This window comes from Enterobacter sp. ENT02 (assembly GCF_019219165.1).
GTDB classification, from domain to species: Bacteria; Pseudomonadota; Gammaproteobacteria; order Enterobacterales; family Enterobacteriaceae; genus Enterobacter; species Enterobacter mori.
The window spans coordinates 93,442-113,432 of sequence record NZ_JAHUWD010000001.1; the positions used below are offsets into that span (position 1 = coordinate 93,442).

Sequence of the window (19,991 nt, forward strand, 5' to 3'; positions counted from 1 at the left end):
GCACCTCAGGCACCCGGTATTCTTATTGACGAAACTGACGCCGGTTAATTCAGTGACGCTGTCACTATCTGGCGTATCTGTTGCAGCTGTTGCGCGTTAAACGCCACGGCGTATCGGCTTTCTCCAACGTCTTCTCCCATAATCTGCAGCGCTTTTTTGACTGCAGCGGGGGAAAACGCGACGCTGTATAACTCCGTGCGAAGCTGGGTGACGCTTTCCTGAGCCCGGCGGGAACCGTCGATGTCACCAGCATTAAAGCGTGACCAGATGGCGTTAATGGCCGCCGGTGCCACGTTCGCCAGTCCGGAAATACAGGCGGAGCAGCCATCGACAAAGCCCTGATGGATCAGCGAATCGGGGCCGTTCAGCACGTCGAATCCGTCAATGTCTTTCACCGCATTGAGGAATCCGCTCAGGCTCTCGTAACTACCGGCACTGTCTTTAATACCGATAATATTGGGATGCTCCGCCAGCGCGCGAGCGGTGTCTGGCTCAATGGTGTTACCGGTTCTCGCTGGAATGTTGTAGAGATAAATCGGCACGCTCAGCGCATCGGCAATAGCCGTATAGTGCGTGATTAGCTCGTCTTGCTTTAGGGGAACAAAGTAAGGGGTAATGACCGATACGGCATCCACACCCAGTGAGGCGATCTGTTTGCCAAGACGGATGGTCTGATGGGTAGATATTTCTCCTGCATGGGCCACAACGGGCGCGCGTCCCGCCACGGTTTCAACGCAGTGCCGGGTGACGGCAATTTTTTCTTCTTCGCTTAGCACGAAAAACTCGCCGTTGGTCCCACCGCAAAAGATGCCATTACCGGCATCCAGCTGACGCGCGATCTGCCGTGTGAGTCCCGGTAAGTTCAGGTCGCCGTCCGCGTCAAAGGGGGTGACGATAGCCGTCAGTACGCCCTTTATGGTGTTACGCATTTCTCACTCCTTCGATATTAATGTTGGGGAAACAGTGTCCGATAGATTGCCTGCACCTCGTCACGGTCTGGCTGACAGGGGGCATTATTCATTAAGCGTTTAACGTTAAGCGCGGCCTCACTGAGGGAAGCAATGTCTTCTCGCGGTACGCCCAGCGTCTCAAGGTTATCCGGCAGGTTGAGGCGGCGAACCAGCGCCGCAAAGTACGTCACCAGCGCGTGGGATTTGTCCTCGTCCGACAGGGTGGTATCCGCGCCGGGCACGAGATCCCAGACCTGAGCAAACTTTGTCACCGCATGGGGGCGCACTACGCGCATGCACGGTGCCAGCAGAATGGCGTTAGCCACGCCGTGCGGCAGGTGATATTTCCCCCCGAGAGGATAGGAAAGGGCGTGAACCAGGTGCGTGCCTGCATGCGCAATGGCAACCCCGCCGTAGTAAGACGCCCACAGCATCTCCAGCTTCGCCAGCAGATTACCCGGTTCGGCGCAGGCTGTTTCAATATTGTTCAGCAGCTTAGACAGTCCCGTCAGCGCGGCGTTATCGCTGACCGGGTTGGCAACCGTTGACGTGAAACACTCAATCAGGTGGCACAACGCATCAATACCCGTCGACGAGGCGATGTGCGCGGGCATGCTGGTAGTGAGTTCAGGCAGGAGCGCAACGTAATCCGGCAGCAGCACGGGGGAGATGATCCCCACTTTCGTATTCTGTTCCGGTATCGCCAGAATTGCGTTTGGCGTGGCTTCGGAGCCAGTACCGGCCGTAGCGGGGATCAGCAAGGAGGAAATCCGCGCTGCGGGTTTTGTCCCGGCTAGCAGGGTATCCAGCCCCGGGGACTGAGGATGACACAGTACGGAGAGTAACTTTGCGACGTCCAGCACGCTGCCGCCCCCGATCCCCACGATCAAATCGAACTTGCAAGACGTTAACCCGCCGAGCACCTGGCTGACATCGTGGTGCGAAGGTTCCGGCGGCACGTTATCAATAATCGTGATGCTGCGATTGTCCTCTTCAAGAAGGGTCCGGATCTGCTTTGCTGCCTCCAGACGTGAAATATTGCCGTCTGTGACCAGTAAAATGTGCGCTTTACCGTGAAGCAGCGGTCTGATGGCGGGAATAGCGCCAGCGCCGCTGATAATTGTGCTGTTGATGGTTACCACATTCTTCTCCTGTCCAGGTGGTCATGATTGATTTCGCTCAAATGAGATCAGTTATGGTCATCGTGTGGCTAAATTTATAATTTATTCGCAAACTGATTAACTTGATCTTGCTCACATATAATCAATCGTGATTGAATATAATCATTAACAGGATGAACGGACCCGGAGTGGGGATGAAAACAAACAATCTGTACAGAGAGGTGGTGGTCGTCGCAGATGACTTTACCGGCGCAAACGATGCGGGCGTCAGCCTGGCGCTTCGCGGGGAAAAGGTCTGCGTGGCGTTCCAGACGGTTTCTACTGAACCCACTGATGCGCTGGTTATCAATACCGAATCACGGGCGCTGGGGGCATCAGAGGCGGCTGAAAAAATAGCGCGCCTCGGGGCGGATGTCGTGAACGCGCGGTGGCTGATTAAAAAGATTGATTCCACGCTGCGCGGGAACGTGGGCGCTGAAACCGCAGCCCTTCAGGCACTGAGCGGTAAACGGCAGATCGTCATTGCGCCAGCGTATCCCGCAGCCGGGCGCATTACGCGACACGGCCAGTGTCTGGTTAACGGCATCCCGGTAAATGAAACCGAATTTGCCAGCGACCCGAAAACGCCGGTGCCTTCTGCTGACATTGTTGATCTCTTCTTCGGACTGGCGGGCAAATCCGTGACCGTACACGACCTGGAAACCGCGCTGGCGCAAGGGGATGACGTGCTGATTGTGGATGCAGAGACGGAGGGTGAGCTGGATGCCGTTATTGCCGCCGCGCTGACCTGCGAGCAGACGCCGCTGCTGGTGGGATCGGCCGGGTTGTGCGATGCGCTGGCGCGTCATCTTGCACCGGTCCGGCACAAACAGCTGCTGGCCGTCGTTGGCTCGATGAGTGAAATCGCGCAGCGTCAGATTGCGTTTGCGCTTAACGCACCTGGCGTGTCGCGGGTGTTCATTGATGTTAACGACATGCTTAACGGCACAACGGCAGACGCATTCATCCGAATAATTCAGGCGCTTCAGGCGGGTCATCACTGCATTGTGCAGACCTGTTCGGATCGGGAGTCCCGACATCGCGTTGAGGATATTTGCAGCCAACATCGAATGACCCGCGCGGCGCTGGGTGAAAAGATTTGTACTTATCTGGGAACGCTGACCCGCGAAGTGCTGGAAAAGCAGGCACCGGATGCGCTGTACGTTTCAGGTGGCGATGTGGCGATGGCCGTTGCCAGCGCGCTTGAGGCACAAGGTTTTGAGATTACGGGACGTATTGCACATTGCGTACCTTACGGCAGATTTATGGGTTGTGCCTGGCATCGGCCGGTGATGACCAAAGCAGGGGGCTTCGGAAAGGAAGAGACGCTGCGTGAGGTTTTGCATTTTATCGAGGAGAGAATGAGTGACTAATATTATTGCTGTAACCATGGGTGACCCGGCGGGTATTGGCCCGGAAATTATTATCAAATCCCTTACTGACGGCGAGTTATCGGGTTCACCTGTTGTCGTGGTGGGCTGCGCCCGTACGCTACAGCGGGTGCTTAAGCAAGGGATCACCGCGCAAGCCGATATGCGTGTGATTGAGAAAGTCAGCGATGCGCAGTTCGCGCCCGGTGTGATTAACGTGCTGGACGAACCGCTGGCGGATCCTGATGGGTTAACGCCGGGGGTTGTTCAGGCTCAGGCCGGGGATCTGGCTTATCGCTGCGTGAAGCGAGCCACCGAACTGGCGATGGCGGGTGAGGTAAAGGCAATTGCAACGGCGCCACTCAATAAAGAGGCTCTGCATCTGGCCGGACATCACTATCCGGGCCACACTGAACTGCTGGCACATCTGACCGACAGCAGAGATTACGCCATGGTGTTGTATACCGATCAACTCAAGGTGATTCATATCACCACCCACATCGCGCTGCGCAAATTCCTTGATACGCTCAGTCAGGATCGGGTAAAAACCGTGATCGGTATTGCCGATACCTTCCTGAAGCGTGTGGGAATCGATCATCCGCGCATTGCAGTTGCAGGTGTGAACCCGCATGCGGGTGAGAACGGCCTGTTTGGTGATGAAGAGATCAAGATTGTCGGCCCCGCCGTCGAGGCGATGAAAGCGCAGGGGCTAAACGTCACCGGACCTTGTCCGCCGGATACGGTATTTATGCAATGCCACGAAGGAATGTATGACATGGTCGTTGCGATGTATCACGATCAGGGGCATATTCCGTTAAAATTACTCGGCTTCTATGACGGGGTGAATATCACCGCCGGGTTGCCGTTTATCCGTACCTCTGCAGACCACGGCACCGCGTTTGATATTGCGTGGACCGGCAAAGCGAAGTCTGAGAGCATGACGGTGTCTATCCAGTTGGCTATGCAAATTACACGGGAATGATATGAAGGGATATAACCGGTTAGAGCAGATAATGGATTACCTGAAAGGGCATAATCTGGTGACGGTGGATCAGCTGGTGGCAATCACGGATGCCTCACCGGCGACCATCCGCCGCGATCTAATAAAGCTCGACCAGGAGGGCGTCATTAGCCGTACCCACGGCGGCGTTACCCTTAACCGGTTTATTCCTTCCCAGCCCACGACGCACGAAAAAATGCAGAGGAGTCTGGCGGAGAAACATGCTATTGCCAGTGTGGCGGCCAGCTTTGTTAAGGCGGGAGATGCCGTCGTGCTGGATGCGGGCACCACGATGATTGAACTCGCGCGTCAACTGACGCACCTGCCGCTGCGCGTCATTACCAGCGACCTGCATATTGCGCTGTTTCTCTCGGAATTTAGGCAAATCGAAGTGACGATTATTGGTGGCCGTATCGACGATTCGAGCCAGTCGTGCATCGGTGAACACGGGCGTCGCTTGCTGCAAAACGTATGGCCGGACGTGGCTTTCGTCAGCTGTAACGGCTGGGATATGACCCGAGGGATCACCTCGCCAACGGAAGAGAAGGCGGCATTAAAACGCGATTTGATCGCCAACGCTAAGCGCCGCGTACTGCTGGCAGACAGTTCGAAGTACGGCGCCTGGTCACTGTTTAACGTGGCACATCTGCATACTCTGACGGATATCGTCACGGACAGCAGGCTGGATGAGACGACACAGGCCGAGCTGAGGGCGCTTGATGTCCAACTGACGCTGGCCTCATGACATAAGTTAATACTATGTAGCCCCCTGGCAGGTCTGCGCTATGTTAAAAGAAAAATAGCAAGGAGCCTGCCATGTATTCCATCACCTCTGAGTCTGCCCGTCATCCCGACATCCTTAATCTGATCGCGGCCCTTGACCGCTATCAGAGCGAACTTTACCCCGCCGAAAGCAACCACCTGCTCGATTTGGCTAATCTGCCGGACGCGTCCCTAATTTTAATGATTATTCGCGACCAACAGCTCAATGCCGTAGGGTGTGGCGCCGTGGTGCTGAACGGTGACGGCACGGGAGAGATGAAGCGGGTGTATATCGACCCGACGCATCGGGGACAACATCTTGGGGAAAAGCTGCTGGCCGCCCTTGAAGATGAAGCCCTGAGCCGGGAATGCCATACCGTCCGGCTCGAGACGGGGATCAAACAGCATGCCGCTATCCGTCTGTATCAGCAGTGCGGATACGAACTGCGTCCGGCGTTTGCCCCGTACGTCGAAGACCCGCTGAGCCTGTTTATGGAGAAGGCGCTGGTGGTTGACGTTCGTTTAGCAGCGCTATAAAGGCTTCAAGCTGACGGGTCATTGCCCCGCGTCGCCACACCAGCCAGGTGGTGAGCCAGCGCCAGTTTTCCACCAGCGGCCACGCTGCAACCTGATGGTGCCCCGGCATGCTCTCCAGCATGGATCGGGGCATTAATGCGATGCCGGCCCCGGCAATCACGCAGGCGAGCATGCCGTGATACGACTCCATCTCATGAATACGCCCCGGCGTAGCTCTGTCGGCGTGAAACCAGCTTTCCAGATGTCGGCGATAGGAGCAGTTTGCGCGAAAAGCGTAAACATCGCTGCCGCTGACCTGGGTGGCTTTTGAGACTTCAGCATGCCCGGCGGGCGTCACCAGCATCATCTCTTCCCGATAAACCGGCATCCCTTCCAGCTCCGGATGGGATAGCGGCCCGTCGACAAATGCGGCGCTCAGGGTACCTTCCAGTACCCCATCAATCATCGTCCCGGATGGCCCGGTGGACAGTGCAAACTGAATGCGCGGATAGCGCTGGTTAAACTGCGCCAGACTCTCCGGGATGCGCACGGCGGCGGTGCTCTCCAGCGCGCCGAGGGCAAACAGCCCCTGCGGTTCGTCCCCGGCCACGACCATCCGCGCCTCGTCAACCAGCGCCAGGATCTGCCTGCTGTAGCGCAGAAAATTATGCCCGGCTGGCGATAAGCGCAAACGCTGGTTCTCGCGGATAAACAGCTCCACGCCGAGATCCGCTTCAAGCTGGCGGATGCGGGTGGTCAGGTTCGACGGCACGCGATGCACCTTCTGCGCCGCCTGGGTGATGCTGCCGGTTAGCGCGACGGCGTTAAACATTTCAAGCTGAGTTAAGTCCATAGCGTTCTCGATTCGTGAATAAGGTGGTCAGTATTATTCATTTTTAAGAAATAGCAGAGTGGGCCACAATGAATCAACTGTTATTGCGAGGAGAACATCATGACCCTTTCATCTGCTACTCATGCACGCTCTGTTAACCCGGCGACGGGCGAAACCCTGGCCACGTATCCCTGGGCGACAGCCGACGATGTAGAACGCGCCATTTCCCAGGCCGATACGGGCTTTCGCCAGTGGCGTCGCGAAAGCGTTTCCCATCGCGCGCAGAAGCTGCGCGATCTGGGCGCGGCTTTGCGTAACCGGGGTGAAGAGATGGCGCGGATGATGTCCCGCGAAATGGGTAAACCCATTCTGCAGGCGCGCGGCGAGGTGGCTAAATCTGCCAGCCTGTGCGACTGGTATGCCGAACATGGCCCGGCAATGCTGAATGCTGAACCCACGCTGGTTGAGGATCACAACGCGGTCATCGAGTACCGTCCGCTGGGACCGATTCTGGCGGTAATGCCGTGGAACTTCCCGCTCTGGCAGGTGCTGCGCGGCGCGGTTCCCATTCTGCTGGCGGGGAACAGCTACCTGCTGAAGCACGCCCCGAACGTGCTCGGCTCCGCGGATCTGATTGCGCAGATTTTTGCCGATGCCGGTTTTCCTCAGGGCGTATTTGGCTGGGTAAACGCCACCAACGACGGCGTCAGCCAGGCCATTAACGACCGCCGTATCGCTGCGATTACCGTCACTGGCAGCGTGCGTGCCGGGGCGGCAATTGGCGCTCAGGCGGGCGCGGCGCTTAAAAAATGCGTGCTGGAGCTGGGCGGTTCCGACCCCTTTATCGTCCTGAACGATGCCGATCTGGATCTGGCGGTGAAAGCCGCAGTGGCGGGGCGTTATCAAAATACCGGACAGGTTTGCGCGGCGGCGAAGCGTTTTATCGTGGAACAGGGGGTGGCTGATGCCTTTACCCAACGCTTTGTCGACGCGGTTGCGGCGCTGAAGATGGGCTCGCCGGAGACGGAAGAGAACTATCTTGGCCCGATGGCGCGCTTCGATCTGCGTGATGAACTGGATCAGCAGGTGCAGGCCACCCTGGCAGAAGGGGCGACCCTTCTGCTGGGCGGAGAGAAACTGGCTGGTGAGGGTAACTACTACGCGCCAACCGTGCTCGGCAACGTCAACCCGAACATGACCGCGTTCCGCCAGGAGCTGTTTGGCCCGGTGGCGGCGATTACGATCGCCAGGGATGCGGAGCATGCTTTAGCGCTGGCTAACGACAGTGACTTTGGTCTGTCTGCCACGGTCTTTACCGCAAACGACGCGCTGGCGGAGACATTCTCTCGCGAGCTGGAGTGCGGCGGGGTGTTTATCAATGGCTACAGCGCCAGCGATGCCCGCGTGGCTTTTGGCGGCGTGAAGAAGAGCGGCTTCGGTCGTGAGCTTTCACATTTCGGTTTGCATGAGTTCTGTAACGTGCAGACGGTCTGGAAGGATCGCGTGTAATTTATCGCCCATCTGTAATTTCGGCCCTCATTACGAGGGCCGTTGTCATGTATCTGCAATGGTTCTGTCATTTTCGTTTCGTAGACTCGCTCGCGTCTAACGTATTGTTACAGAAGAAAATTATGAACCTAACGCAAATTTTTCGCCGTATTGCGCAGCGCGTCATCCCCCGTCAATTTGGTCTGCTGGCCGGCATTTTTTGTATTATTGGGCTTTTCTCCACACTGCAACTCTCCTCCACGCTTCTGCTCACCGCCTCTCTGAGAGAGGCCCAGCGCAACGAACAGCATAACCAGCTGGCGTATCAGCAGCAGGGCAAGCTGGATCAGGCGCGCGTTTCCCTGCTGGCCGCAAGCGATTTGCTTAACCGCTCCGGCGTCTGGTTTATGCAGGATAAGGAGACCGGCTCGGAAGGGAGCTGGCACAGTCTGATGGACGAGGCGCAAAAGGCGCTGGACGACTCTCATCAGGCATGGACGGCGTGGCTGGCACTCCATCCGGCGAAAGACGAGGCGCTGGTGAACAGCTACCAGCTTTTCTACGGTGCCATTAAAGAGCAGGCGGAAGGGCTGATTAAAACGAACGCCATTGATGCCTTTTTTGCTGTTCCCGCCCAGGCGTTTCAGACCGACTTTAATGATAACTATGCGCGTTACCAGCAACTGAGCGAGAAACAGGCCCTACAAGGGCGGCAGACGCTGGTGTCGCAGCTTTCAGGCCTGCAAACGCTATTCCTGTTTGCGCCCGTCGTTCTGCTGGTGATTGCCATTCTGGTCTGGTTCGGGATGGCAAAGTGGGTCATTACGCCGTTGCGTCGGTTGATTGCACATATCAACCAGCTTTCTGCGGGGGATCTGTCCGGTACACCGCCAGGTGTAGCCTGCTTCAACCGGGAGATGGGTCAGCTCAGCGGCAGTGTTAATACCCTACAGCATGGGCTACTGCAGCTGGTATCGCAGGTCAGCCACGCCACGACCTCGATGGTCGAGAACATTGGCTCCCTGGCGCAGGGGAATCAGAAGCTGTATCAGCAGTCTGTACGTCAGGCGAAAGAGCTTGAGGATGTCACGGCGAATATCGCCGCGCTGGAAACGCATGTTGAAGGCAACACCGGCTATGCGAAACTGGCCAGCGCCCGCGCAGATGAGGCGCGTCAGGCTGCGGCAGGCGGCGACCAGATGATGTCTACGGTGAATGCCTCCATGCAGGCGATCGTTGACCGATCCTCCGAGATGCGCGGGATCGTAGCGATGATCGACAGCGTGGCGTTCCAGACCAATATTCTTGCCCTGAACGCGGCCATTGAAGCGGCACATGCGGGCAATCAGGGACGCGGCTTTGCCGTGGTCGCCCGCGAGGTGGGGCTGCTGGCCCGCAAAAGCAGTCATTCTACGCAGACCATTCAGGCGCTGATCAATCACTCTTTGCAGGGGATTCATGATGGCTCAAAAGCGGTTAACCGGCTGGAAGATAACCTGCAGCAGGTTACCGGGCTGGTGGCGAATTTAAGCAGCCTGCTGAATGACATCTCAGACGCCACGCTGAGCCAGGGGGAGAGTATTCATCAGATGACTCGCCAGCTTCACGCCCTGAATCAGGTATCGCGGCAGACGGATGCGCTGGTGTCTGACGCGTCGGATGCCTCTGCGCGTTTGCATCAGGAGTCCGATAATTTGCTGGAAGCCGTCTCGCGTTTTCGTCTTCCCGCCTGACGCAATATATAAGCCTCTGTTATACTCGCAGCCCGTTTTAGCCTGAGGGCAAGGAGCAAAGTGTGGCTGCGGTTATCCATAATGAGATGCTGGACGAAATTCTGGCGCAGGTCCGACCGTTAATCGGAAAGGGGAAGGTTGCCGACTATATTCCGGCTCTGGCCTCGGTCAGCGGTAATAAGCTGGGTATCGCCATATGCACGGTAGACGGACAGCGTTTCCAGGCCGGTGATGCGACCGAGCGATTCTCGATTCAGTCCATCTCAAAGGTGCTGAGCCTGGTGGCGGCAATGCGTCAGTATGAAGAAGACGAGCTCTGGCAACGTGTGGGTAAAGATCCCTCCGGCCAGCCGTTTAACTCGCTGCTGCAGCTTGAAATGGAACAGGGTAAACCGCGTAATCCTTTTATCAATGCCGGGGCGCTGGTGGTGTGCGATATGCTGCAAAGCCGCCTCAGCGCGCCTCGCCAGCGAATGCTCGAAATCGTGCGCCAGCTTTCTGGCGTGCAGAGCATTGCCTACGATCCGGTGGTCGCGCGCTCGGAGTTTGAGCACTCGGCGCGCAATGCGGCGATAGCCTGGCTGATGAAATCCTTTGGCAATTTCCACAACGATGTGGCGACGGTTCTGCAAAACTACTTCCATTACTGTGCGCTTGAAATGAACTGTGTTGAACTCGCGCAAACGTTCCTGTTCCTCGCGCATCAGGGGCATGCACCGCATCTCGATCAGGAGGTGGTATCGCCGATGCAGGCCCGTCAGGTGAACGCCCTGATGGCAACCAGCGGGATGTACCAGAATGCCGGTGAGTTCGCCTGGCGTGTCGGCTTACCGGCAAAATCCGGCGTGGGCGGCGGGGTCGTGGCCATCGTTCCCCATGAGATGGCGATTGCCGTCTGGAGTCCGGAACTCGATGAAACGGGAAATTCACTGGCAGGTGTGGCGGCACTGGAACGACTGACCCAACGGTTGGGGCGCTCGGTTTACTGATGTCGAACCTGGATCCGTTATTTGCGCGCCTGTCGCGTTCGACGTTTCGGTCGCGCTTTCGACTGGGGCCGAAAGAGCGGCAATACTGTTGGGAAAAAGGGGCTGAGACCATCGATCGCCATGCGGCGGATTTTGTTGCTCAGCGCCTTGCCCCGGCTCATCCCGCGAATGACGGTAAGCAAACGCCAATGCGTGGACATCCGGTGTTTATTGCTCAGCACGCCACTGCCACGTGCTGTCGTGGCTGCCTGGCAAAATGGCACAGCATTCCGCCGGATGTCGAGCTTACGGCGCAGCAGCAGCACTATATCGTCACCGTGATTCATCACTGGCTGGTCATACAAATGAATGCATGACGCAGACGTAGAATTATCCTGTTGTTCATCCCCATGCAGTGAGAAAGCGGCCTTGATATATATGATTAAAAGATAAATTGCTTGCTAGGTATTTTTAAGCTCAATAAGATACCGCAAGAAACATATCGGAAAAATCTTAGTATGAATGCCACTGACAAACTTAGTCCCAAGCCTCGCTTACCTGGTCGTCGGTTTGTCAAACGTATGTATCTCATGCGTTTACTCGGCACATTTCTCTGTTTTATTCCTGTCCTGTCCGTATTGATTGAACACCATCGCTCGGTCTGGCTGATGATCCTGCTAGGGGCGAATGCCTTTATTTGGCCAACGGTGGCCTGGCTGCGGGCGCGTCATTCACCGACGCCCCTGTCGACCGAGCATCAGCACCTGGTGCTGGATGCAGGCGCCGGGGGCTTTTGGATCGCGATGATGGCGGTTAATCCGCTTACGTCGGTCGTGATTGCGACCATTTTGCTTTCAGACAGGCTTTCTGCAGGCGGTATTACGCTGCTGAAAAAGGCCGCCGCTCTGATGCTGGGCGTATTCCTGGTGACCTGGCTGACGCAGGGGATGGAGGTAGACGGGTTTGTTTCCCAGCGGACAATGTTTGCCACCTTGCCGCTGATCGCTATCTACATGCTGGCCATGAGCATGCTGACTGACAGTATTGCGCAGCGCTTACGGATAAAAAGCCGAGAGCTGGAGCGGATCGCCATGATGGATCCGCTGCTGGATATCGCTAACCGTCGTCTGCTGGAAAAACGTATCGATCATGAACTGAATAAACTTCGTCAGACGTGCCGTGAATCTGCTTTGATGTTTATCGATATCGACAACTTTAAAGATGTAAATGACCGCTTTGGCCATAAGGTGGGCGACGCGATGCTGGCAACGGTATCGAAGATCCTGCATCTGGCCACGCGCCCGACAGATACCCCAGCGCGTCTGGGGGGCGATGAATTTGTCATTTTGCTTCCGGATACCAGCGTGGATGAGGCCCAGATTGTGGCTACCCGCATTATGGACGCGGCGGCAGTAATGAAGGATGTGGCGCAAGAGGCCGTGCATTGCACCCTCAGTATCGGTATCGCCTGCGCAACGCGAGACACAAGCAGCGTGGCCGACTGGCTGCAGGCCGCCGATAGTGCTCTTTACCATGCCAAGCGTGAAGGCAAGAACAGAATATTCGCACACTGACAATGTCTCTGTTTAAGCTACGCTTTTAATAACGCAAAGCGTCAGGAGACGTTATGAAAGCACCTGTAACCCCCGCTAATGAAACAGAACGCCTGAACTCGCTGCGCGAGTCTGGCCTTCTTGAAATCGACAATTCCGTGGCATTTGACCGGCTGACGCGTCTGGCTAAACGTTTTTTCCAGGTGCCGCTGGCGATGGTCAATCTCATTGATGAACATTCACTTATTGTGAAATCCGCCGACGGACAGGCGCCTGACACCGTTCCGCGCAATATCTCTTTTTGTGGTCACACGATCCTCAGCGAAGCGCCGCTGGTGGTGAGTGATATGCTTCAGGACGACCGTTTTGCCGATAATCCGCTGGTGGCAGGCGACCCAAGGGTTCGCTTCTACGCGGGTTTTCCGCTGCGCTTGCGTGACGGGGCGAGCGTTGGGTCGCTGTGCCTAATCGATTTCGCGCCACGTGAATTTTCCGCGGCGGATCTCGCCGTACTCGGGGACCTGGGCGCGCTGGCGGAAGATGAATTTGCCGCAGTCAGCGCGGCAACCACCGACGAACTCACCGGTTTATACAATCGCCGCGGCTTTAACCAGTTTGTTCGTTTCACCCTCTCTGTCGCCAGACGTCGGGCGGAGCCGCTAACCCTGGGATGGCTGGATCTCGATCGTTTTAAAGAGATCAACGATCGTTATGGCCACGAGGAGGGCGACAAGGCATTGCAAGCGATGGCTTCCCTCATGAAGGCCTCTTTCCGCGAGGCCGATCTGCTGGTTCGCTTTGGGGGTGACGAATTCGCGGTGCTGTTTGCAGATACGGATGAGCAGGGCGCCTGGATCGCCATGCAGTATTTGATCGAACAGGTAGAGAGCTATAACGCGCGTCAACTGCACCCCTGGTCGCTGCATTTCTCCTGGGGCTTGAGTGAGTTCGACCATAACAGCAACGATATTCAGCAGTGGCTTAAAAATGCCGATCGGAAAATGTATTCCATGAAACAGCAGAGACATACTGAGAGATAACGAAATCCTATGTATTAGGTTATTGCGTTACGGAAATGTTAATAGCAATCTGGAGAGATTCATTAAAAGGACAAAACATGAACTCTCCACTGCATATTAAAACCCTCTCCCGGGACGACATTCTGTCCCACATCGACGCGCTGGCCGATATCCTCGAAAACTGTGTTAACGGCGGCGCATCCGTTAGCTTTATGCTGCCTTTTAGTCACGACAAAGCGCGCACGTTCTGGCGCGGGATTGCTGAAAGCGTTGGCCGTCATGAGCGTACCGTACTGGCGTGCGTTGATGAGCAGGACGGCATTATTGGAACGGTACAGCTCATCACCGATCAGCCGGAAAATCAGCCGCACCGCGCGGATGTCGCAAAACTGCTGGTTCACGAAAAGGCCCGCCGTAAAGGGGCGGCAATGGCGCTGATGGAGACCCTTGAGGTGATGGCGCGCGAAAAAGGGCTATCGGTTCTGGTACTGGATACCTCCACCGGTAGCGGCGCGGAGAGCTTTTACCAGCGGGCGGGCTGGCAAAAAGTGGGAGAGATCCCGCGCTATGCCTTGATGCCTGATGGCGCGATGACCGCAACATCCATTTTCTATAAATTCTTATGATTATTTTTCACAATTGCCTGATGAGTTGATCCAAACAGGGGTTCTGGTCTGAAAGGTTTGATAAGTTATTACACCAATCTTATCAGGCTGTATGACTAATCGAAAAGGACCCCAATGTGAACACACTCAACCGACGTGATTTCCCCGGTGCTCTCTACCCTGAACGTATCATTCAGTTTGGCGAAGGTAACTTCTTACGTGCGTTCGTTGACTGGCAAATCGACCTGTTAAACGAGCATACCGATCTTAATGCCGGTGTGGTGATTGTTCGCCCGATCCAGAGCGATTTCCCGCCATCGCTCAGCACCCAGGATGGTTTGTACACCACCATCATTCGGGGTCTGAATGAGAAGGGGGAGGCGGTAAGCGATGCGCGTCTTATCCGCTCCGTTAACCGTGAAATCAGCGTCTACGATCAATATGATGAGTTTTTGACGCTGGCCCACAATCCCGATATGCGTTTTGTCTTTTCGAACACCACGGAAGCCGGTATCAGCTATCACGCCGCTGACAAATTCGACGATGCCCCGGCGGTAAGCTATCCGGCGAAACTGACGCGACTGCTGTTTGAGCGCTTTAGCCACTTTAACGGCGCAGCGGACAAAGGCTGGATTATCATTCCGTGCGAGCTTATCGACTACAACGGTGAAGCACTCCGCGAACTGGTGCTGCGCTATGCGCGGGAGTGGGCGTTGCCGCAGGCGTTTACCCAGTGGCTGAATAACGCCAATAGCTTCTGCTCTACGCTGGTTGACCGTATCGTTACCGGTTATCCGCGTGACGAAGTGGCATCGCTGGAAGCTCAGCTTGGCTATCGCGATGGATTTATCGATACCGCTGAACATTTCTATCTGTTCGTGATTCAGGGGCCAAAATCACTTGCCGCCGAGCTGCGTCTGGATAAATTCCCGCTGAACGTGCTCATCGTTGATGACATTAAGCCGTACAAAGAGCGCAAAGTGGCTATCCTGAACGGGGCGCACACCGCGCTGGTACCGGTAGCCTTCCAGGCTGGTCTGGATACGGTTGGTGAAGCGATGAACGATGCTGAGATTTGTGCGTTCGTCGAAAAAGCGATTTACGAGGAAATTATTCCTGTGTTGGATTTGCCGCGCGAAGAGCTGGAGTCGTTCGCCAGTGCGGTGACGGGCCGTTTCCGTAACCCTTACATCAAGCATCAGCTGCTGTCTATTGCCCTGAACGGGATGACCAAATACCGCACGCGTATCCTGCCGCAGCTGCTGGCGGGGCAGGAGGCGACGGGTCAATTACCCGCGCGTCTGACGTTTGCGCTGGCCGCGTTGATTGCGTTTTACCGGGGTGAACGTCATGGCGAACGCTATCCGGTACAGGATGATGCGCACTGGTTGACCCGCTATCAGCAACTCTGGGCACTGCACCACGATAAGCAGATCGATACCCGTTCACTGGTGGAAGCGGTGCTGAGTGAAAGCAATCACTGGGAGCAGGATTTGACGGAGGTGAAGGGATTGGTTGAACAAGTTACGTTAGATCTTGATGCCATCCTTCATCAGGGGATGCGTGAAGCGGTAAAACCACTTTGCTAAACGGTTACCCGGCTTCGGTCGGGTTTTTTTACGATCCTATTTAGTTACAACATACTATTTATTATGTTTTTAAAAATGACTTCAACTCCGTGCGGTTTAGGCTAGCCAGTGGAGAAAATGCAATGTTCCATTAACATGCTTGCAACCGTGAGGGGGATCACGTTTAATAGCCTCGCTCTTTTCCTTTCTGACACTGACTATGATTGTTCGTCCTAAACAGCACTGGCTACAACTGATATTTGTCTGGCACGGTTCGGTTCTGCCGAAAATCTACACCCGCTTGTTGCTCAACTTCCTGCTTTCCATCGCCGTCATCCTGATGCTGCCGTGGTATACCTCGCTTGGCATCAAATTTACCGTCGCACCGTTTAGCATTCTTGGCGTGGCGATCGCGATCTTTCTCGGTTTCAGAAACAACGCTTGTTATTCGCGCTACGTTGAGGCTCGCCAGCTCTGGGGGCAACTGATGATAGCGGCGCGCTCGCTGTTTCGCGAGGTAAAAAACACCTTACCAGACGATAAACATCTGGGTGAGTTTGTGCGCCTGCAAATTGCCTTTGCCAACTGTTTACGCATGACGCTGCGCCGGGAAACAAACGCAGAACAGCTTTCACCTTATCTGGCGGCAGAGGATTTGCGTAAAGTGATGGACGCCAACTCTCCGGCGAACCGTATTTTACTGATCATGGGGGAGTGGCTTGCCGTACGGCGTCGTAACGGGCAGCTGTCAGATATTCTGTTCCACAGTCTTAATAACCGTCTGAACGATATGTCGATTGTCCTGTCCGGCTGCGAGCGCATTGCGACAACACCGGTGCCGTTTGCGTACACCCTGATTTTGCATCGCACGGTGTATCTGTTCTGCATCATGCTGCCGTTTGCACTGGTTGTGGATCTGCACTACATGACGCCGTTCGTCTCCGCGTTGATTTCCTATACCTTTATCTCGCTGGATACGCTGGCGGAAGAGCTCGAAGATCCGTTTGGCACCGAAGATAACGATCTGCCGCTGGACGCCATCTGCAACATGATGGAACGCGATCTGCTGCAGATGAACGATGAAGAGAACATTCCGGAAAGGTTGTTCCCGGATAAACACTATCAGCTGACCTGACGGGCATTCCACTCGTCACGGGTGATCTCCCATAACTCGGAATCCAGCATTCCGCTGACGTAGGCTTTCTTTTCTGTTCTGATTAACCGCATGCCGCTGCTGTCTGAAATACGTCGGGAGCGGCTATTGGCGGCAGCCTTCGGGGCGCGTAGAACGGGTTTGTTGAGCGTGTTAAACCAATAATCCGTCGCGGCAATGCTGGCTTCGCGCATAAACCCTTTCCCCTGAAACTCCGGCGCCAGCCAGAACCCGCGGTTGTTATCCTCGACATCGTAGAGGCAGATAATTCCCATGAGCCGATCCGGCGCTTCACGACGCCGGATACTCCAGAACCAGGCAATCCCTTTTTCCATATCCGGCAGCGCCACGTTGTTGACATAGCTTTCCGCACCGTTTTCTGGGTAGGGCCAGGGCACCGAAGAAACCATATAGCGTACGATTTCCCAGCGCGGATACAGCTCTTGAATCTGGACAGCATCCTCAGCAACCAGCGGTCTCAGTAGCAGGCGTTCTGTCGTAAGCGTCGGTATCGTCATCCGCGGTTCTCCATATTTAAGCGTTATGCTTTTGTTTGCGTTCTGGTATTTTCATCATTATCACATTCTGATGAGTTGTGCTTTTCGCTGGCGGTATTCTGATGAGATTTCTGAGTTTTTTAACCGGACGTGTATTCCAGGAGCTCCTGCAGCATGGCAAAGAGATTGAGGAAGCTATTGCTCGTCGTGATACCCGTCTTTTGAATCACTCCACTCCCGAGCTGGAACGGTATTTTTCTCGTCCTCTCGACGAGCTTCCGCGTCAAAACCCTTACCCGATAGCGGCGCTGTTACCTCTGTTTATAGTGGCATTTGCGTTAAATCTTCTGCCTTTTCTCCACACGTTGCGGGGTTTGTCGCCTTCACATCATGCACTGAGTTTTTTCGTACCATCATTGATAATCCTTGTCACGCTCATTGTTAGTAGCGTGCTTCTTGCCCGAGGGGTGACGTCAGGTTTGCTGGGCGTTATGGCATTGTTCATCATCCTACTGGTCATGACCCTCGTTCAGGCGCTACATCTCCTGTTTTCTCATGGCGGAAGCCTTTGGCCAATTGTCATCGCATGCTTCGCCCTGTTACTTTGCCGGGTGGTGATGAATAGCAGAGGTTTTGTGCTGTTTACCCTCTATTGTCGCACTCAGCGTCTTGCCAGACTGGCACGTGAAATCCGGTTAAAAAGCCGTTAAGGGGAGGTATGACGTTACGAAAAGCTAAACCGCAGGAAGCCGAAATACTCTGGGATATTCGCAATCAGGCGATTCGTCACGGCTGTAAAACCAGTTACGACGCGGATGTGATTGCGCGCTGGACGCCCGACCTTATGCCCGAACACTATCGAAAAATGGTCATAGATTACCCTTTTTATGTAGTGGAAGATGAAAAGGGTGACATCGCGGCGACGGGTTATCTCGATCTTGATACGCATAGCCTGGAGGCGATATTCACCTTACCTTCAGCATCAGGTAAAGGAATGGCGACGCGGATCGTCGAGGCACTGTTCGACGAAGCCCGCAGCCGTGGAATTACGCGTTTGCTGCTCGATTCCACGCCAAACGCCCGGTCGTTTTATCATAAGCTCGGTTTTGTCACGCTGGGCGAAAAGCATCATCACTCGCGTATGGCGGGTGCTGATTTACGCTGTTTTGAAATGGCAATCACGTTGTAATGTGAGGAACTCATGGCTGTCACGGTAAGATCGTTGCGCGCAGATGACTATTCCCAGTGGCGACCGCTGTGGGATGGCTATACCCATTTTTATGATTGCTACCTCGATGAATCTGTTACCGCATCGACGTGGGAAAGGGCGCTCTCAGATAACTCACCCCTATTTTGCCGGGTCGTAGAGAAGGATGAACAGGTTATCGGTTTCGCGATGTGTATTCTGCATGAAGGCACCTGGTCGACAGCACCCATCTGCTACCTGGAAGATCTGTTTGTGAATGCTGCAGAGCGCGGGGCGGGAGCAGGAAAGGCGCTGATAGATGCTTTGATTGCGGAAGGCCAGCGCGAAGGGTGGTCAAAACTGTATTGGGTCACCCGGGAGAGCAACCCGGCGCGTAAACTCTATGATAAATATGGTGAGGCTGACGATTACGTCCGATACCGCATAACCCTTTAACGTCAAATCGCCTGTGTTTGTATCACACTGTATCAGCGTCCCGGATACATACACAGGCTTGCAATAAACCCGCTTTCGCACATATCCGCTATACAGTGACATGTTGTTATATCCCCGTGAAATGTACACAACCGGAGATATCAACATGTTTAGCAAACTCGCTTACTCGACTCTTGCATTGACCGTTTCTCTTGGCACCGTCATGTCCTGCCAGGCAGAAGCCACGGGCAACGACTTCGCCTCGGCATTTGATCACCCCCAGCAGATTAACGCAGGCGATCTCAACGTCGGCTATGTCGACATCGGACCGAAAACCGGCCAGCCGGTGATTTTGTTACACGGCTGGCCCTACGATATTCATAGCTATGCGGAAGTGGCGCCCGCACTCGCGGCAAAAGGCTATCGCGTTATCGTGCCTTCACTGCGCGGATACGGTACCACGCGGTTTATCTCGGATAAAACACCGCGTAACGGTCAGCCTTCCGCAATGGCGAAAGACGTTGTTAACCTGATGGACGCGCTGAACATTAAGCAGGCCGTTTTCGCGGGTTACGACTGGGGGGCCCGCACGGCGGATATCGTCGCCGCTTTATGGCCAGAGCGCGTTAAATCGCTGGTCTCGGTGAGCGGTTATCTGATCGGTAGCCAGGCCTTAGGCAAACAGCCCTTGCCGCCGAAAGCTGAGGTTCAGTGGTGGTATCAGTTCTACTTCGCAACCGAACGCGGCGCGGAAGGCTATGCTAAAAATACCCATGATTTCGCGCGTCTGATCTGGACCCAGGCTTCGCCGGACTGGAAATTTAGCGAGGCCACCTTTAACGCCAGCGCCAAATCGCTTGATAACCCAGACCACGTTGCCGTAACGCTCAGCAATTACCGCTGGCGTTTAGGCCTGGAGAAAGGGGAGCATAAATACGACCGCTACGAGCAGAAGTTGGCAACGCTGCCGAACATCACCGTGCCTACGATCACCATTGAGGGCGGTAATAACGGCGCGCCGCATCCTGCACCCGCGGCCTATGCCAGCAAATTTACCGGAAAATATGAGCACCGAACCTTTGGTGCCACCGTCGGGCACAATCCTCCCCAGGAAGATCCGCAGGATTTCGTTAAAGCGGTCGTCGACGCTGACGCGCTTTAAAATGTGCTATTTTCAATCCGTTACCCTTCATTCT

General features: G+C 55.1%; 21 protein-coding genes. 17 read left to right on the forward strand and 4 right to left on the reverse strand.

Going from position 1 to position 19,991, the window contains the following annotated elements; all coding sequences use genetic code 11:
- Positions 1–44 precede the first annotated feature (44 nt).
- A complete protein-coding gene (locus KW829_RS00360) occupies positions 45–929 on the reverse strand; it encodes a dihydrodipicolinate synthase family protein (protein ID WP_218307365.1) in 885 nt (294 codons plus the stop codon).
- 17 nt (positions 930–946) lie between these two features.
- The gene (locus KW829_RS00365) at positions 947–2,092 is read right to left on the reverse strand and encodes an iron-containing alcohol dehydrogenase (protein ID WP_010431121.1); all 1,146 of its coding nucleotides are present in this window, start codon (positions 2,090–2,092) and stop codon (positions 947–949) included.
- A gap of 173 nt (positions 2,093–2,265) precedes the next feature.
- On the opposite strand from KW829_RS00365, the gene KW829_RS00370 reads away from it, so the two are divergent.
- The 4 genes from KW829_RS00370 (at position 2,266) to KW829_RS00385 (ending at position 5,779) form a co-directional block, all read left to right on the forward strand.
- Positions 2,266–3,483, forward strand: coding sequence for a four-carbon acid sugar kinase family protein (locus KW829_RS00370; protein WP_218307366.1), 1,218 nt, complete (start codon positions 2,266–2,268; stop codon positions 3,481–3,483).
- Positions 3,476–4,462 carry a D-threonate 4-phosphate dehydrogenase gene (locus tag KW829_RS00375; protein WP_218307367.1) on the forward strand — a complete coding sequence of 329 codons (987 nt, stop codon included), beginning with the start codon at positions 3,476–3,478 and terminating at the stop codon, positions 4,460–4,462. The genes KW829_RS00370 and KW829_RS00375 overlap by 8 nt, the downstream gene beginning before the upstream one ends.
- Before the next feature lies 1 nt (position 4,463).
- Complete coding sequence (locus tag KW829_RS00380) at positions 4,464–5,225, forward strand: DeoR/GlpR family DNA-binding transcription regulator (protein WP_120158143.1); 762 nt, start codon at positions 4,464–4,466, stop codon at positions 5,223–5,225.
- Positions 5,226–5,296: 71 nt separating this feature from the next.
- Positions 5,297–5,779, forward strand: coding sequence for a GNAT family N-acetyltransferase (locus KW829_RS00385; protein WP_010431126.1), 483 nt, complete (start codon positions 5,297–5,299; stop codon positions 5,777–5,779).
- On the opposite strand, the gene KW829_RS00390 is transcribed toward KW829_RS00385, so the two are convergent.
- Entirely contained in the window at positions 5,733–6,611 is an 879-nt protein-coding gene (locus KW829_RS00390) for a LysR family transcriptional regulator (RefSeq protein ID WP_010431127.1), read from the reverse strand. The two genes, KW829_RS00385 and KW829_RS00390, sit on opposite strands and share 47 nt — an antisense overlap.
- 99 nt (positions 6,612–6,710) lie before the next feature.
- Between KW829_RS00390 and sad the strand changes: the two genes are divergently transcribed.
- The 9 genes from sad to KW829_RS00435 all read left to right on the forward strand — a co-directional run bounded on the left by sad (position 6,711) and on the right by KW829_RS00435 (position 16,659).
- Complete coding sequence (gene sad, locus KW829_RS00395) at positions 6,711–8,099, forward strand: succinate-semialdehyde dehydrogenase (RefSeq protein WP_010431128.1); 1,389 nt, start codon at positions 6,711–6,713, stop codon at positions 8,097–8,099.
- A gap of 122 nt (positions 8,100–8,221) precedes the next feature.
- Positions 8,222–9,811, forward strand: coding sequence for a methyl-accepting chemotaxis protein (locus KW829_RS00400; protein ID WP_218307368.1), 1,590 nt, complete (start codon positions 8,222–8,224; stop codon positions 9,809–9,811).
- A gap of 62 nt (positions 9,812–9,873) precedes the next feature.
- On the forward strand, positions 9,874–10,800 hold the full coding sequence (gene glsB, locus KW829_RS00405; protein WP_148400686.1) for a glutaminase B: 927 nt from the start codon (positions 9,874–9,876) through the stop codon (positions 10,798–10,800).
- A complete protein-coding gene (locus tag KW829_RS00410; protein WP_089598485.1) occupies positions 10,800–11,156 on the forward strand; it encodes a DUF4186 domain-containing protein in 357 nt (118 codons plus the stop codon). Before glsB ends, KW829_RS00410 begins: the two co-directional genes overlap by 1 nt.
- Before the next feature lie 204 nt (positions 11,157–11,360).
- Positions 11,361–12,353 (forward strand): sensor domain-containing diguanylate cyclase, encoded by a 993-nt coding sequence (locus KW829_RS00415; RefSeq protein ID WP_218307369.1) that lies wholly within the window; start codon positions 11,361–11,363, stop codon positions 12,351–12,353.
- Between the two features lie 53 nt (positions 12,354–12,406).
- Complete coding sequence (locus KW829_RS00420; protein ID WP_089598487.1) at positions 12,407–13,372, forward strand: sensor domain-containing diguanylate cyclase; 966 nt, start codon at positions 12,407–12,409, stop codon at positions 13,370–13,372.
- A 77-nt stretch (positions 13,373–13,449) separates the two neighbouring features.
- Entirely contained in the window at positions 13,450–13,977 is a 528-nt protein-coding gene (locus KW829_RS00425) for a GNAT family N-acetyltransferase (RefSeq protein WP_218307370.1), read from the forward strand.
- A 116-nt stretch (positions 13,978–14,093) separates the two neighbouring features.
- The gene (locus KW829_RS00430; protein ID WP_218307371.1) at positions 14,094–15,545 is read left to right on the forward strand and encodes a tagaturonate reductase; all 1,452 of its coding nucleotides are present in this window, start codon (positions 14,094–14,096) and stop codon (positions 15,543–15,545) included.
- Positions 15,546–15,744: 199 nt separating this feature from the next.
- Complete coding sequence (locus KW829_RS00435; RefSeq protein ID WP_010431145.1) at positions 15,745–16,659, forward strand: bestrophin family protein; 915 nt, start codon at positions 15,745–15,747, stop codon at positions 16,657–16,659.
- Here the strand turns inward: KW829_RS00435 and KW829_RS00440 are convergent.
- Positions 16,647–17,195 carry a GNAT family N-acetyltransferase gene (locus tag KW829_RS00440; RefSeq protein ID WP_218307372.1) on the reverse strand — a complete coding sequence of 183 codons (549 nt, stop codon included), beginning with the start codon at positions 17,193–17,195 and terminating at the stop codon, positions 16,647–16,649. The genes KW829_RS00435 and KW829_RS00440 overlap by 13 nt on opposite strands.
- A 101-nt stretch (positions 17,196–17,296) precedes the next feature.
- Here KW829_RS00440 and KW829_RS00445 point away from each other — a divergent pair, with 101 nt between their 5' ends.
- From KW829_RS00445 to KW829_RS00460, 4 genes are all read left to right on the forward strand, one after another.
- On the forward strand, positions 17,297–17,884 hold the full coding sequence (locus KW829_RS00445) for a hypothetical protein (RefSeq protein ID WP_218307373.1): 588 nt from the start codon (positions 17,297–17,299) through the stop codon (positions 17,882–17,884).
- An 8-nt stretch (positions 17,885–17,892) separates the two neighbouring features.
- Positions 17,893–18,363, forward strand: coding sequence for a GNAT family N-acetyltransferase (locus KW829_RS00450; protein WP_089598493.1), 471 nt, complete (start codon positions 17,893–17,895; stop codon positions 18,361–18,363).
- Positions 18,364–18,375: 12 nt separating this feature from the next.
- Positions 18,376–18,816: a GNAT family N-acetyltransferase gene (locus KW829_RS00455; RefSeq protein ID WP_042718097.1), complete on the forward strand. Its 441-nt coding sequence runs from the start codon at positions 18,376–18,378 to the stop codon at positions 18,814–18,816.
- A gap of 145 nt (positions 18,817–18,961) precedes the next feature.
- Positions 18,962–19,957, forward strand: a complete 996-nt coding sequence (locus KW829_RS00460; RefSeq protein ID WP_042718096.1) for an alpha/beta fold hydrolase — start codon at positions 18,962–18,964, stop codon at positions 19,955–19,957.
- The last annotated feature ends 34 nt before the right edge of the window (positions 19,958–19,991 follow it).